9 protein-coding genes are annotated in these 16,254 nt (G+C 59.1%); 2 read left to right on the plus strand and 7 right to left on the minus strand.

The features are described 5' to 3' along the window. Together HMPREF2845_RS07115 and HMPREF2845_RS07120 are read left to right on the plus strand one after the other, a co-directional pair. On the plus strand, positions 1-1,667 hold a 1,667-nt coding region (locus tag HMPREF2845_RS07115; protein ID WP_070634296.1), incomplete at its 5' end, for an ABC transporter family substrate-binding protein. A 249-nt stretch (positions 1,668-1,916) separates the two neighbouring features. Then, entirely contained in the window at positions 1,917-3,620 is a 1,704-nt protein-coding gene (locus HMPREF2845_RS07120) for an ABC transporter family substrate-binding protein (protein WP_070634297.1), read from the plus strand. Positions 3,621-3,788: 168 nt separating this feature from the next. Here HMPREF2845_RS07120 and HMPREF2845_RS07125 read toward each other — a convergent pair whose 3' ends face one another. The 7 genes from HMPREF2845_RS07125 to HMPREF2845_RS07155 all read right to left on the minus strand — a co-directional run bounded on the left by HMPREF2845_RS07125 (position 3,789) and on the right by HMPREF2845_RS07155 (position 16,053). Continuing rightward, on the minus strand, positions 3,789-4,817 hold the full coding sequence (locus HMPREF2845_RS07125) for a dihydrodipicolinate synthase (RefSeq protein WP_246823121.1): 1,029 nt from the start codon (positions 4,815-4,817) through the stop codon (positions 3,789-3,791). 181 nt (positions 4,818-4,998) lie between these two features. Continuing rightward, on the minus strand, positions 4,999-7,071 hold the full coding sequence (locus tag HMPREF2845_RS07130; RefSeq protein ID WP_070629216.1) for a glucose PTS transporter subunit IIA: 2,073 nt from the start codon (positions 7,069-7,071) through the stop codon (positions 4,999-5,001). 609 nt (positions 7,072-7,680) lie between these two features. Beyond that, a complete protein-coding gene (locus HMPREF2845_RS07135) occupies positions 7,681-10,239 on the minus strand; it encodes an HAD-IC family P-type ATPase (RefSeq protein ID WP_070634298.1) in 2,559 nt (852 codons plus the stop codon). A gap of 258 nt (positions 10,240-10,497) precedes the next feature. Then, positions 10,498-11,268: a heme ABC transporter ATP-binding protein gene (locus tag HMPREF2845_RS07140; RefSeq protein WP_012904204.1), complete on the minus strand. Its 771-nt coding sequence runs from the start codon at positions 11,266-11,268 to the stop codon at positions 10,498-10,500. Further along, entirely contained in the window at positions 11,265-12,344 is a 1,080-nt protein-coding gene (locus HMPREF2845_RS07145; RefSeq protein ID WP_070634299.1) for a FecCD family ABC transporter permease, read from the minus strand. Before HMPREF2845_RS07145 ends, HMPREF2845_RS07140 begins: the two co-directional genes overlap by 4 nt. Continuing rightward, positions 12,344-13,507, minus strand: a complete 1,164-nt coding sequence (locus HMPREF2845_RS07150; protein ID WP_070634300.1) for a heme/hemin ABC transporter substrate-binding protein — start codon at positions 13,505-13,507, stop codon at positions 12,344-12,346. The genes HMPREF2845_RS07145 and HMPREF2845_RS07150 overlap by 1 nt, the downstream gene beginning before the upstream one ends. A gap of 182 nt (positions 13,508-13,689) precedes the next feature. Beyond that, positions 13,690-16,053 carry an HtaA domain-containing protein gene (locus HMPREF2845_RS07155; RefSeq protein WP_070634301.1) on the minus strand — a complete coding sequence of 788 codons (2,364 nt, stop codon included), beginning with the start codon at positions 16,051-16,053 and terminating at the stop codon, positions 13,690-13,692. Between the last annotated feature and the right edge of the window lie 201 nt (positions 16,054-16,254).

Below are 16,254 nucleotides of genomic sequence, written 5' to 3' on the forward strand. Positions count from 1 at the left end.
GCACCGTTGCCCTGGGTACCGTCGGCCTGCTCGCAGCCTGCGGCGGCAACTCCTCCAAGAACGAAACCAGCGCTCTCTCCGCCGGCGACGACCTGTCCAAGGCAGTCTCCTACAACGAGAAGGACCGCTCCGCCCTCAAGGACGGCGGCGAGTTGCGACTGAGCGCAGACGGCATTGGCCCGAACTTCAACATCCTCAACACCAACGGCTACACCGCCGGTAACCTGAATATTCAGGCGGCAATCAACTCCGCCTTCACCGGCGGCTTCTACGCTGACTTCCGCGGCGAGTCGCACATGAACCAGGACTACGTCACCGAGTACAAGGCGCAGACCGTTGATGGCGTGCAGACCGTGACCTTCAAGATCAACCCCAAGGCAGCCTTCAACGACGGTACCCCCATCGACGTGAACGCCGTCAAGAGCTACCAGACCATCTACACCGCCGCGGCATCCGGTTCGGACTACCAGATCACCCCCTCGCCCATCTGGGAGCAGGTCGCAAGCGTCGAGGCTGTGGACGGCGATACCCGCCACGTGAAGGTCACCATGTCCAAGCCCTGGTACCCCATCGAAGGCAGCTTCACCTCCTTCCTGCACCCGGCATTCGTCGAACCCAAGTTCTTCAACGACGGCCTGAACGACAAGCCCCTCGACCAGTACTGGGCAGGCCCCTTCAAGGTCGGCGAGTGGAACTCCTCCTCCAAGGTGCTCACCGTCGTCCGCAACGAGAAGTGGTGGGGCACCAAGCCCGCTCTTGAGCGCATCACCTGGCGTGAAATGAGCTCCCAGGCAGAGCAGGCAGCTTACAAGAACGGCGAAATCGACTATGTGGACGCCAGCACCCTCAGCTCCTACAACGAGCTCTCCGGCGTGGCAAACACCGACATTCGCAAGGGTAGCGCTCTCAGCGTGGGCAACTACGAAATCAACCCCGAAAAGGTGCCCCTGCCCGTCCGCCGCGCATTCGTTGCAGCCCTGAACCGTGAGCAGCTGCAGAAGCTGCGCTACGAGAAGCTCGGCTGGAAGGAAACCCTGCCCGGCTCCATGTGCATGCTGCCCATGCAGGAAGGCTACCAGGACAACTACCCGACCAAGCGCGGCAAGGACGTCGCTACCAAGATCCTTGAGGACGCAGGCTACACCAAGTCCGGTGACTACTACACCAAGGACGGCGCTAAGGTCTCCTACCCGGTCATCACCTTCGGTAGCGACCCGGTTGTCAGCTCCACCGCGCAGTTCCTCGTTCAGCAGATGAAGGAAATCGGCGTTGAACTGACCATCGAGAACCACGGTGCCTCTGAAATGTCGAGCATCATCTCCTCGAAGAACTTCGCGATTAAGACCGGTGGCTACGGCATCACCACCTCCCCGGTGGATGCGGCGAACTACTTCTACATCTCCGAGACCAACAACGGTCACGGTAAGGATCTGGACTCGCTGGCAGCAACCATGATGTCCACCGAGGACCCGAAGGAACAGCTCAAGATCATGAACGAGCTGGAGAAGCGCCACCTGGACGAGGTCGCCATCTACGTGCCCACCCACAACGGCCCGAACTTCAAGGCGTGCCGTAAGGGCCTGGCGAACTACGGCCCCATGCTCTTCGGCCTGCCCTACTACAACCCGAACGTATGGATCAACGTCGGTTGGGAGAAGCAAAACTAAGCGTTGAGCACCGCTCACACACTCCATAAGGGGTAAAAGCGCTACAGCGGCGTGTTACAAAAGGATTAAAACCTTCTGTAGCACGCCGCTTTCCCGTTCCTAAGAGAGTCGCACGGATATACTTAAAACAAATGTGGGCATTCTGCCCGCAACCCCGGCAGAGACTGTCCTCCCGCCGGGTTGGAGTGTGGGTTACGCACCGTTCGCGTACCGCCTCCACAACACTGCGAATACTCTAGGAGAAATTCCATGAAGAGCATGTCTGTCTCTCGCCGTACCCTCCTGACCGGCACCGTTGCCCTCGGCACCGTTGGTCTACTGGCTGCCTGCGGCAGCTCGAAGGAAAAGGTTGGCGGTAGCGCCGCTAACAACGCTGAAGATATTCTGAAGAACCTTCAGGTCAACAAGCAGGACCGTTCCTCCCTCAAGCAGGGTGGCACCCTGACCCTCGCGGCTACCGCCCTGGGCCCCAACTTCAACCTGCAGACCCAGAGCGGCTACACCTCCAGCAACCTGGACGCTCTGGCACCCTGCAACATTCCCGCCGTGATGGGCTTCTACACCATGAGCCCCGACGGTGAAGGCACCCTCAACCCCGAGTTCTGCACCGAGCACAAGACCGAGACCGTCGATGGCGTGCAGACCGCGACCTTCAAGATCAACCCCAAGGCTGCCTTCAATGACGGCACCCCCATGGACGTGAACGCTGTTCGCGCCGTGTGGAAGGTCTACCGCGCAACCACCGACAACCCCTACCACATCACCGACAACACCATGTGGCAGCAGGTTGAGAGCATCGAGGCTGTGGACGGCGACAACTTCCACGTCAAGGTCACCATGAAGGCTCCGTATTACCCCTCCGAGGGTCTGTGCGCCTTCGCAATCCACCCCGCACTGGAAGACGTCAACCTCTTCAACGAAGGCTTCGTTGACAAGCCCCTCGACCAGTACTGGGCTGGCCCCTTCAAGGTTGGCGAGTGGAACTCCTCCCAGAAGGTGCTCACCCTGGTCAAGAACGACAAGTGGTGGGGCGAGAAGCCGATCCTGGACCGCATCATCTGGCGTCAGATGGACTCCGAAGCAATCCGTGCAAGCTTCAAGAACGGCGAACTGGATGCCTTCACCTTCGTGGGTGCAACCAGCTACAACGCTGTGAAGGGCCAGGCAGGCACCGAGATTCGCCAGAGCCAGAACACCAACGTCAACATCATTCAGCTGAACCCCAAGCGCATCGAGGACCTGGCACTGCGCCGCGCAATCCTTGCTTCTGTGGACCGCGAGCAGATCGCTAAGGCATACTTCTCGCAGCTCGGCTGGACCGAGCCGCTGCCCGGCTCCATCATCGCAATGCCGTTCCAGAAGGGTTACCAGAACAACTACGCTGGTGACACCGGTGCACAGGCAGCTGGCAAGATTCTGGAGGCCGCAGGCTACTCCAAGTCCGGCGACTACTACGCTAAGAACGGCAAGGTTGCTGGCTTCGCTCTGACCTCTTTCGGTTCCGAGGCGGTCTACCAGGCGGTCTACCAGATTCTGGAGCAGCAGCTGAAGTCCGCAGGTATCCGCCTGAGCGCTGACAACCAGCCGCAGTCGAACTCCAACTCCGTGCTCGGCCAGAAGAGCTACGAAGCAATCTTCACCGGTTGGGGCGTTCTGCCCGACCTGGCTTCCTCGGCACCCTACTTCTTCACCACCGAGGTGTTCGGAGTCGGTGACCCCGAAGTTGATAAGCTCATCGAGAAGCTGCAGAACACCGAGAAGGAAGACGAGCGCATCAAGATCGCTAACGAGGCGGAGAAGCTCTACTACGAGAAGGTCGCAGTGTACCTGCCCTACGCAAACGGCCCGATGTACGCCGCTGTCAAGGCTAAGGTCGCGAACTACGGTCCGTCCCTGTTCAAGCAGAGCTACACCAGCGCTGACTACTGGGTCAACGTTGGCTGGCAGGAGTAGTACCGCTTACGGTAACGCTCTAGCCGTCCTGTAGGACTCGAAATCCCGGGTACTCTCACGAGAGAGTGCCCGGGATTTTTCTGTCCCGCTTGTTCTGCGTCCTTTAGCTGGATACATTAGCGGGATATGTAATTACAAAAACTAGGGGAGCGCCACTCTAACTGGCTGCTACCACTCGCCCAGGTACAGGGCGCGCTCCTGCAGGTACCTCAACATCTTCGGGTTCTGCCGCAGATAGAAGATACGGTAAATGCCGCCTCCAGCAACGATGAAAGCCAGCGGGAAACCCAAAATCACGAGCACACGGCTCATATTAGCGGACAGATCAAACGGATCACCGCTGGTTGCCACCAGCACAATCCAGAGAGAATAGCCCACGCAGGCGAGCAGAGTGCCCCACATGCCGCGCACGAGCCAACTCACCAGCGCCACCGCAATGACCCACGCCAGCGCCAACGTGAACTGGTGCCGCTCCGCCTGAGCCCAAGGGAGTGCACCCACGTAAATAATTGCGGGGATGCCCAGGTACCCGGGGATATTCAGCGAGGCAAGAATGTTCACGCAAAAATAGCCCAAGAAAATAGCGCTCAACGACGAGGACAGGAACAGGTGCAGGGGAATCATGCCGTCGCCGCTATAGACGGCGGTCGGGCCCGCGTACACGGTTTCAAACATGAGGGTCAGCGGAGTCATCATGTACTCGATCCAGACGACCAGTGCAAAAGCACCGAAAATGCCCAGAGCCTGCATCAGCGCAATCAACCGTGAACGCGCATCGTGAGGAATAGTGAAGCTCTGACCCTTCGCCTTGACGCCGCAGAGATGAACGACAGCCACCATTGCCGCGATGCACAGTACCCAGCGCACGAGGACCCCCGGCAGCTCAGGAAGACCTCCATAAGCCCCCGTAGCGGGGTCGCCCCAGGCTCCGGGGAGCAGCGTAATAGCGTGAGTACCCTCGGGGAGGCTGGTGGAGGAAGCAAGCCGGTGCGGCTCGTAGATAACCCACCACAGAAGGCACGCTGGAATCAGCGCGGAGAGCTTACGCAACAGAACCGGAAACGGCGCGGACTCATAGACGAGCGCCTCAAGATTGAGCCGGCGCATCAGCCGCCGAACAGGAGAAAGAGCGCGTAGCTCTTTTTGCTGCTCTTCCCACACTCCGGTATCCCATGTCCTAGTATCAGAAGACATCATCGTACTCCCTATCACTTGAGAACTTCCTTGTTGAGCTTATTCTTACATTAGCAGAAATACCCCCCCCGGCTAGTGCATACGCCCAAGCAAAACCTGCCTAAAGAATCAGTACATAAGAGAACAGGCATAAGGAAAGGGGCCCCACCGTAACGGTGGGGCCCCTTAGAGCCTAGAAAGCAAACTACTTGGTGGTCACCTTCAGGACAGTGCTCAGGTTCTGGTGAGCAACGCCCGGCAGACCCTTTACCTCAGCAAACTTGCGGGTGTTGGTTACGATAACCGGGGTAATCAGCGGGTAACCCGCCTCCTTGATAACCTCAGGATCGAACTCAATCAGAGCGTCGCCAGCAGCAACAACATCGCCCTTAGCAACCTTCACGCTGAAGCCCTTACCGTCCAGGTTCACGGTATCCAGACCAACGTGAATCAGCAGCTCAATACCGTTCTCCAGCTTCAGACCCACAGCGTGGCCCGAGGGGTAGGTTGCAGCAACCTTACCGGCTGCGGGAGCAACAACAGTGGTACCGGTCGGCTCAATAGCCACACCCTCGCCCAGCTTGCCAGCAGCGAAAATCGGGTCCGGAACATCAGACAGAGCAACAGCAGTACCCTCAATGGGAGCGTGCAGCTCAATGACCTCACCGGCGGAAGCAGCGGGTGCAGCAGCGGCGGTCGCAGTAGCGGCAGCAGCCGGAGCAGCCTTAGCAGCAACAGCCTCAGCCTTGGGAGCGGCCTCAGCATCCTCAGCCTTACGCTCCGCAGCGTGCCTTACAGCGTCAGCCTTCGACTCGTAACCGAACAGCAGAACACCGGTCATAGCGCCGAAGAACGCAATAGCCAGACCAATCACGTACAGGTACGAGGGCTGCATAGCCGGAATCGACAGCAGCGAAGTGAACGCGAACGCGTAGGACTTAACGCCCAGGAAGGAAATGGTAGCACCACCAATAACAGCGGGAACCAGAATAATCGGAATCACGCGCTTGTAACGGAGCACAACACCGTACAGGGACGGCTCAGAAATACCACCGAGCAGACCGGACATCGACGCACCAACAGCGGTCTGGCGCAGCTCGCGGTCGTGCTTAGCCTTAATAGCCACACCTGTCACAACACCGAACACAGCGAAGTTGTATGCACCCATCGGGGACTGAATGAAGTCAGTACCCATGGTCTGCAGGTTGTTAATCATGACAGCGTTCAGCGGCCAGTGCAGACCCAGCGGAACCATGAACAGGTACAGGCCAGCAATCAGAGCACCAACCAGAGCCGGAGCCTGGTCGTTAACCATCTTCAGGAAGTCAGAGATACCCATAGCAACACCGATACCGATGGGGCCAACCAGGAACGCGGTCACCGGAACCAGAACGATGACCGAAATCATCGGTACAAACACCATCTGCAGCATCGAAGGAATAACCTTCTTCAGGAAGCGCTCAAACGGAGCCAGCAGAGCAACAGCCAGCAGCGGGGGGAAGACCTGACCGGTGTAGCTGAATGCGTACAGCGGCAGATCCAGACCAAAGAACGGAACGTTCAGAATCTTAGTGGTCTTGTCAGCCAGAGCAGTCAGATCGGTGAAGGTACCGGTCATCAGTGCAGCGGGGATAGCCGCACCAACCCACATGTTCGCGCCCAGACGCTTAGCAGCGGTAGCACCCAGCATGATGGGCATGAAGTTCAGAACCGACAGCGAAGCAGCCTTCAGGATGTACCAGAAAGCGAACTGCTGCATCCACTGGGTGTTCAGAGCCTTAGCAGCCTCCGGGTCAGCCACACGAGCACCGTTAATGATGTCGATGTTCACGCTTTGACCGGTCAAGTCAGTGTACTGGCCGAAGAAGCCCAGCTGCTGCAGGAACACAATCAGGGTCAGAATCATCGAGGTACCCAGAAGTGCCCACAGCAGAGGACGGAAGGAGTCAGACAGAACGTCGAAGACGTTGGTAAGCCAGCCGGACTTCTTGCCCTCAGCCTCAACCTTGGTGTCACCCTCAGCGTGGCCGGACATAGAAGGCAGAGCGTTGATTTCGTTGTACACAGCCTCAACGCGATCGCCCAGAACAACCTGAGTCTGGCCGGACTGCTCAATCACAGAGAGAACGCCGGGCAGGCCCTCAATCTTCTTGTTCTGCACTGCATCGTTAGACACAGGAGTGACACGAAGGCGGGTTGCACAGTGAGTAATGTGCGCGATGTTCTCGGGGCCACCCAGGCCGTCAAGAATCTTCTCGCCAAGTTCGCGGTTATTCACGATACTTCCTTAGATATGCGGTCAATGTCTATACGGTTGTTGCCGGAGGCTGTGCCTACCTGACGTTGCGGTAGCCGAAAAAGCCCCGGAAAACACGTCCAGAAAACACAAAAGACCCGAGTCTCTCGACCACCGGAAGCACTACACTCGTGCCCACTATGGAGCTTCGGTACAGCAAATAGAGGGGATTCTCGGCAGATATATGCTGCCGTCCCATACGGTGTTGAGTAACTCAGGTCTTGCCTGCCAAACCAGTAACAACCCTGAAGAAGGTTTCCCTTCTCAAATAGTTCCCTGTAACTCTAAGGGTTTTCCCAGGTTAAGAGCAAGGTGAGAGGCAAAAGCTATCAGAAGCTGTTAAATATTTCACCCAAGTGATAGCTGAGAATAGCTGAGACACGCTCTCGGTGCTGATTACGGGGGCGCCTCCCGGCTGGACTCCAGCAGGGCTCAGGCAAAGCCCAGGCAGGGTTCCAGGGCCCTCCGGTACGCCCAGATACGCCCCGGACCGGGTGCTTTCGAAGACGGCGCTCATGAAGACACGAAAGGACCCCGCATCCACAGGATACGGGGCCCACACGCTACCGAAGCAGCTACCTTTCCGACTAACTACTTAGCCGGGAAGAAATTCAGCGGAGCAACCTCCAGCTCAGGGTAATTACGCTTCTGCCAACGGCGGTTACGATGCGCATTCACCTCAATCAGCGCGGCACCCAGAACACCGGCACCCAGAGCCGTCCACAGCAGATGCGGAAGCACAGTAACGAACTGGTGGTACTCCACCAGAATCGGCACGAACAACGCCGCGAAGAACACCGCCAGCAACGCACCAAACAGCAGAACACGAGCACGGTTGAACGGACGAGCCACCGCAGCCAAGTTCCACAGACCCATCATCACCAGGGTAATGAACGAAGCCGTCTGAATCTGACGGATATCCTCAACACCCATGCCACGAGCCGTGAACGTCACCGCCAACAGCATCGCAACCACAATAATCGAGTTCGGAACCGTGTAATTCAGCACGCGACGCAAGAAGCCCGGCACGTAACGGCGCGAATTCGGCAACAGAGTCAACGCGAAGGACGACGCACCCACAATCAAGAAGTCAGCAGTCGAGTACTGACGCGGCAAGAACGGGAAGGTCAAACCGAAAATACTGAACAGAACACCCAGAAGAATCGCGAAACCAGTCTTCGTCAAGAACAGGTTTGCCACCATCTCAATGTTCGTAATGACCTGACGGCCCTGCTCCAACGCAGCCGGCAGGGACGAGAACTTACCGTCCAGAAGAACCAGGCGAGAAACAGCCTTCGTTGCCGGGGCAGCGTTACCCATCGCGATACCCAAGCTTGCGTGCTTGAGCGCCAGCGCGTCGTTGATGCCGTCACCGGTCATCGCCACCACGTGGCCGCGCTCCTTCAGCGCAATGACCATGTTCTTCTTCTGCTCGGGCGAGACACGACCGAAAATATTGTGGGTCGCGGCAGCCTCGGCAAGCTCCGGGCCGTCCTCGGGCAGGGTAGAGGCATCAACCGCGCCGGCGGAGGTGTCCATACCCGCAGTCTTTGCGGCGGCGGCAACCGTGAACGGGTTATCACCCGAGAAGACCTTCAGCGTCACACCCTGACGGTGGAAGTACTCCACAATCTCCGGGGCGTCCGCGCGCACGTTCTCGCGGAAAATCACGAACAGAACCGGGGTAGCGTCCGCCGGAATCTTCTGGACGGGCTCACCCTTCTCGTTACGCACCACGGCCGCGGCATGGGCCAGCACCATCGTGCGCAGACCCAGAGCCGCTAGCTCGGCGGCGCGCTCGCGCTCGGCGGTGCCCTTGGCGAGCAGCGCCTCCGGGGCGCCCAGAAGCCACGCACCCGAATCCTTGAACTCAATCGCGCTAAAACGCAGCGCCGACGAGAACGGCACGATGCCGCTGACGGTAGCCGAGGAAGCCTGCGGGAAGCCGCCGGTCAGCGCTGCGGCGGTCGGATTCGCGTTCTCATCGTGGCCGAACCACGACAGCGCCTCGTTCCAGCCGGTCGGCAGGGAGGCACGCCAGGAGGTGTTTTCGGCAGAGTCGACGTCGGGGCCCTCAGCCACCGCCTCGGTGGTCAGGGGACGCACCGAATCAAAAATCACGCCACCCTCGGTGAGAGTACCGGTCTTATCGAAGCAGACCACATCCACACGAGCCAGAACCTCAACCGCAGGCTGCTCCTGCACCAGGATATTGTGCTTGCGGCCCAGAGCCACGGCTGCCGCGGCGAAGGCCAGGGTGGTCATCAGCGCCAGGCCCTGCGGAATCATCGAAGCCACCGAAGAGACCACGGCGATAGACACCTGCTCCCACAGGTGGTTCTGCTCCACGGCCTCCAGGCCACCGGCGGCGCGAATCTGACCCCACAGCACCACCGGAATAATGACGGCCAGACCAATCGTAATCCAGCGGACCACGAGGTTCAGGGCATCGCGCAACTCAGACTGGATACGCGAGAACTGGCGCGCCTCGTCGGAAATCTTGCTGGCTCGCGAGTTCGCACCCACGTGAGAGAGCAACACGCGACCGGTACCACCGAGTACGCTCGAGGCCGAGAGCACCATGTCGCCCGGGCGCTTAGCAATCGGGTCGTTCTCGCCGGTCAGCAGGGATTCGTCCAGCTCCAGCGAATCGGAGGTGAGCACCACGGCATCGGCGGGCACCTGATCGCCGCGCTTGAGGACCACCACGTCGCCCTCCACCAGCTGCTCCATGGGAACCTCGACGGTCTTGCCATCGCGCACAGCGGTTGCGGGGGAGCGGTCCAGCAGGGAGATGCGGTCCAGCTCAAGCTTCGCCTTGTACTCCTGCACGAAACCGATGACCACGTTAGCGATAACAGCCGCCAGGAAGAGGAGATCCGCCCAACGCTGGTACATAATCACCACGGCACCACAGGCGCCCAACACAAAGTTGAAGACCGTGAACAGGTGCGCACGCATAATGCTCCACAGCGTGCGAGAAGACTTCGTGTTCTGGGTATTGACCTTACCCTCAGCCGTCAGGCGTGCAACGTCATCGCTGGTGAGGCCGTGCTGGGCGATATCAAAGGAGCCGCTATGCGGTGTTTCAGAATATTCGGGAATGTAGCCGGCAACGGCAGGCGCTGCCGTTTTCTGCTGAGGATCCATGCGGGGGTCTCTTTCTCGAATGGATGGAATGCTGAACTGAATAGAGTTCAGTATTGCGGACACTACCTTTCAGTGTATCTGTGCAGAAGGGGATAAAGATAATCTCCGCCCTGTAATGAACTGATATTTACAGCCATTCCAGAACGGAGATTTAATATATGCGAATACTGGCATATTTTGAGGTGGAAAGTGTTTGCGGGATGGTTCGCTAACGCCCCGTAAAATCAGCGCGCCAGCAGACTCAACGCGCCAGCAGACTCAGCGTTCTGGCAGAATCAACAAACGATTCGTCACCGGATGCCTCAACACCTCAATCGGATGCTGATACACCTCAGACAACAACTCCGCCGAACACACCTGCTCAGGGGCGCCCGAAGCAACCACCTCACCGCCACGCAACAACACCATACGGTCAGAATACGCAGCCGCCACATCCAAGTCATGAAGCACCGTCAACACCGCAGCACCCTCAGCAGCCAACTCACGGCTCACCCGCAACGTCTGCTCCTGATGCGTAATATCCAACGCCGCAGTCGGCTCATCCAAAAGAATCAGCGGAGTCTGCTGAGCAAACACACGCGCCAAATGCGCACGACCACTCTCACCACCGGACAGAGTCGTAATATCGCGATCCGACAAGTGAGTCACCGACGTACGCTCCATCATCGAAGCAACCACGGCGTCATCCTCTTCAGCGCGCTCCGTACCCTTCCACGGGGTGCGGCCCATCTGAACCACCTCATGCACCGTGTACGAAAACGCCACATTCAACTTCTGCAACAGCATCGCACGCTGACGCGCCATCTGACGGGCAGGAATCGAACCCAGAGGGGTGCCATCCAACAGAATCTCACCGCCACTGGGCGCAATATCACCAGCAATCACACCCAACAGAGTCGACTTACCGGCACCATTAGGACCAATCAGCGACACAACCTCGCCCGCAGCAACAGACAGAGACACATCATTCAAAATCTGACGCCCACCAGCGTTAAAACACACACCGGACAGGCTCAACAACTCACTCACGAAGCACCTCCGCCCTGACCCAGGGAACGACGCAACAACACGAAGAACGTCGGGCCGCCCACCAAAGCCGTAAAAATACCAATCGGCAAATCAGCAAAAGGCACCAGCGTACGCGCACCCAAATCAGACAGCGCAATCAACAGCGCGCCACCCAATGCCGAAGCCGGCAACAACACACGATTCGACGGACCCAAAATCATGCGCAACAGGTGAGGAATAATCAGACCAATAAACGCAATAATGCCCGCATACGCCACCGCAGCACCCGTCAACAAAGCCGTCGCCGCAATAGACACCGCACGCAGACGCTCCACGTTCACGCCCGAATGCTGCGCCGCACGCTCACCCAACGCCAGAACATCCAGCGAAGACGCCATCACAAAACACGCCACCAAGCCGATCAGAATAACCGGCCACACGCTCGCCACTGCCTTCCACGTGGAACCGTTCAGCGAACCCATCTGCCAGAACACAATCTGATCGCGGCTCGTCGTATCAGCAATAAACATGAGGAACGCAATAATCGCATTCGCCACCGCGGTCACCGCAATACCCGTCAAAATCATCGACAGGACCTTCGCACGACCCGAAGAACGCGACAGGAAATACACCAGTGCAGTAGCCGCCAACGCACCCACAAACGCGAATGCAGGAGTCGTGAAAATACCGAAGAACTGCAGGTTCAACACAATCGACAAACACGCGCCAACCGCCGCACCCGAGGAAACACCAATCACGCCCGGCTCAGCCAACGGGTTACCAAACACCGACTGCATCACCGCACCGGAAGTACCCAAAGCGGCACCCACCAGCACACCCAACAGCACACGCGGGAAACGGATATTCCACAGAGTGCTATCCGCCAGCTGCATCGCCGGGTTCTCCGGCGCAAGACCCAGGCGGCGGCCCACAGAAGCAACCACCTGATCAGTCGGGATATTGTACTGACCCAAACCCGCAGACAGCACCATCACAGCGCACAGTGCCACCGCCAAAAACGTAAACGTCAGACCGGCACGACGCCGACGTGAAGCACGATAATCCCGCGCACCCGCCGCACTCTTCACGGCAGCCACTACTGGCCCCCCGCAGGAGTGGAGTACGCAGCCTTAGCGAGCGAGAGCAACACTGCAGGAGTATTCGGGCCATAGGACAGAATCTGGCCGTCACCCATATCAATAATGCGCTTATTCTTACCGGCAGTCGTCTCACCCACACCCGGGCGAGCCAAGAAACCATCCAAACCGCCGGTGGACTTAATGCCGCCGCTCATGGTCAGAATGACGTCCGGGTTCAGCTTCACCAGCGCTTCACTGGTCGCCGGAATAATATTCGTCGCGTTCTGCTCAGACGCCACATCCTTGCCGCCAATAGCCTGAATCAAATCGTCAGCGCCCGAACCCTTGCCGAGCACGAAGAACACGCCAGCGGTGCCGCGCACGTACAAGAACGCGAACGACACCTGCTGTGCACCCTTCGGGGCGACGTCCTTGAGCACCTGCAGGGCATAATCCAGGTCCTTCTGCACGCGGGCAGCAACCTGCTCGCCCGCCTCCGGGACACCCAGCGCCTGCGCAACAGCCTTGAGCTGCGGAATGATCTTATCCATACGACGCTCATGATCGAAGACCACAACGGTCACGCCCGCAGCGCGCAGCTGATCCACAATCTCAATCGGGCCGTTGCTCTTATCCCACAGCACCAGGTCCGGGGAGGTCGCCAGAATCGCCTCAGCGTTCAGGTCGTGACCGTTCTGGGTCACCAGCGGCAGATGAGCCAGCGACTGCTCAGTCGAGGAGGTGACACGACCGACCAGGCGACCGCCCAGACCCAGCGCAATCATCTGCTGAGCCAGAGTGCCGTACAGGTCCAGTGCCAGTACACGGTCAGCAGACTTAACGGTCACCTCAGTGCCGTTGAAATCCTTGAACGTCACCGGGAAAGCCGGAGTGGGGGTATCGACCATCGGCTGAATTTCGGGGGTATCTGCGGCGCTATTGGGGCCGCGCAGAGCCTTCTGATCAGGGGCAATAGAAGAACGCAACTGATCGGCAAGGTTCTCCAAAACGGTGCGGGTGCTCTGCTCATCCACCACAGCCTGCGAAGCACTTGAAGAAGCGGCCGGGTTCTGAGTACCCACACCGCAAGAGCTCAGCAGGAACGCGGAAGTGATGGAGAATGCCGCATACTTCACTGCATCGCGGCGGTTCAGGGCAGAAGAAGAAAGGGAAGAAAGCATCGTCGTCTCACAGAAAAAGGGAGTTAGAAAAACTGGGGTAGGCGCCGGGGCAAAACCTGGCACCTGAAGCGGGGGTGCAGTGAAAATCTGCACCCCCGCACGGGCCGTGTCGGCTCACCGGTGAACCTCATGGTTGAGTCTCACAGGCGAGTCCACAGTGTGGGCAGCCTCGTGAGGTGCCGTTATGCCTTCTTGCGGCGGCGAGTGTACACGACGGTACCCGCACCGGCTGCAACAGCGATGAAGCCTGCAACCAGGGTGCCCTCAACACCGGAGGCGCCGGTGGACGCCAGAGGCTTGCCGGTGACCGGGTCGCAACCCTCACCCTCGTAGACGGTCTCGGACACGGTCTTGGTGGTGGTCTTCGCGCCGTTAATCGTCGCGGAGAAGCTCAGCGGAGCCATGTCCTTACCGGCGTCGTAGAAGCCAGCGAACGCCTTCGCGCCCTCAGCGGTCAGGGTGGTTGCCGCACCGTTGACGCTCACAGCGTCAGCGGAGCTCTGCAGACCCGAAAGATCCACCTTCAGCAGTGCCACCTCACCGTAGTTAGTTGCCTTGCCGGAGGGGTCATTGCTGTTCATGGTTGCGTAGAGAGTACCGGAATTGCCGTTAATCTCAAGGCGCGGGTTCGCAATGGTGGTGTCCAGAATGCCGTGGTGACCGGTGAAACGAACCGAACCGCTGAAGGAGATGGAACCCTTACCGCCCTTGAAGGTGCCGGTGCCGTTAGACCAGTTGAATGCATCCGAAGAGTAGGAGGTGCCGTTCAGCTCCCAGCTACCGTTCGCGATGCCGCCGCGCACGTAGTTGCGGAAGGAATCACGCACGCCCCAGCCAAGGTTTGCGCTCTTAATGGTGCCGTCGGATGCGCCCTGCTCCTGCACCTCGCGGGTGCGGGTGACGGGTACGCAGACCGGCTGTGCCGGGTTGTTGCTGACAGAACCGTTCGAGGAGGAACCGCCGTTAGAGACGCTGCCGGAGGTGCCTGCCGAACCATTAGAACCGGAGCTGTTAGCGCCGGAGTTACCGGAGGAGTTCGAGGAGCTGTTATCGGAGGAGCCGTTCTCAGAACCCTTGTTATCGGAGGACTTGTTCTCAGAGACGCGGGGAACCTCAACGGTGTTCTCTGCGGTCTGCTCGCTGAGCTTTACGGAGAAGCTCAGCGGCGCCATGGCGTTATCGGCACCGCGGTACTGGCCGGCGAAGAGCACGTTGGAACCTTCAGCGGTGAGCGCGACTGCCGCGTTCTGCGCCGAGAAAACGCCGTCCTTCACGCTCGCGCCGGAGAGGTCCACCTCGGCGATAGCCAGGCCGGTCTTAGAAACGGACTTGCCGTCGCGGGTCAGCGCGTCAACGTCAGCGACCAGGGTGCCCTTGCCGTTGACGACGACCAGGCGCATGTTCTTGATGGTGCTCTTGAGCTGACCGTTGTGGCCGGTGAACTCTGCGGTGCCCGCGAAGTTGATCTGACCGGTCTTGGTCTCGGGGTTGTACACGCCGGATGCCTGAGTGTACTTGAAGCCGCCAGCCGCGGTCTTCTCCATGCCCTCAACGTTCACGGAGCCGTGCGCGAAGCCGGTCAGGTACTTCAGGAAGGACTCGCGGATATCCCAGCTGAGGGTGCCGGACTCGACAACGTTGCCGGTGACCTTTTCTTCACGCTTGGGCTCGGTGGTTGCGGCGGGGGAGGAGGGTGCCGCGGAGGTGGGGGCTGCGCTCGGCGCTGCAGAAGTGGGCTCTGCGGGCTTGGGGTCTGTGGGCTTGGGTGCCTCGCTGGTCGGTGCGGAGGAAGGCTCTGCGGTCGGCGCAGCACTCGGCTCGGCGCTGGGTTCAGTGCTGGGTTCAGGGCTCGGCGCGGGTGCTTCCTTGGTCACGATGGTTGCGGAGAAGCCGAGCGCATCCAGCTCCTGACCTGCCTTGTAGAAGCCCGCGAAGGCGCCGGTTGCCTCTTCGGAGAGCTTGACGCGGGTGCCGTTTTCCTCGTCAACGCTGGGCAGGGTGATGGTGTTACCCTCAACCTTCAGGCCGGAGGCGTTGAAAGTACCGATGGTCATGTTCTTGGTTTCGACCAGGTCGTTCGGGGTGGTGTTGCCGTTGTAGGGGCGCGACTGAACGTTGGCGCGCACGGTGCCCACGCCGTCCTTAATGGTGACGGAGAGGTCGGAGATGATGACTTCCAGCAGACCGTGGTGTGCGGTGTAGTGGATCGAGGAGCCGGTGAAGGTGACGGAGTATTCGCCGTTGGCTACGGTGCCTTCGGCGGAGGTGAAGTGGTAGGAGCCGTCTTCGTTGGTGGTGACGCCGGTCAGCTTCTGGGAGCCCTGGGAGAAGGGGCCGTTGATGTAGGAGCGGAAGGACTTCTTCAGGCCCCAGTTGACGGTGACGTCCTGCAGGCTCTGCTCTGAGGCTGCGGCAACCTCACCGGCGCTGATGTGGGAGTTGGTTTCAGCTGCGAAGGCTGCGGGTACGCCGGCGACGCCGCTGAGGCCGATGGTTGCCGAAGCCAAGAACGCCCAGGTGCGCTTGGTGAGAGAGGGGGTAGACATTCGGTGTCTCCTTGAATTTTGTGATTGTGGTGTTCGTATCAAGTCTAGACCTATTAGCCTATGTTTGTGTAACTTAATGCCTAGGGTGACTTGTGCATAAGGTTTACCTTAGCAAAAGTTTTTTAAAAACTATTGCCAAAACCGGTTTTTGGTGACAATATGTCATTATCAGGTTTTGGTGACATTGTGTCACTAAAACAT

This window comes from Rothia sp. HMSC065B04 (assembly GCF_001812285.1).
Classification (GTDB): Bacteria; Actinomycetota; Actinomycetes; order Actinomycetales; family Micrococcaceae; genus Rothia; species Rothia mucilaginosa.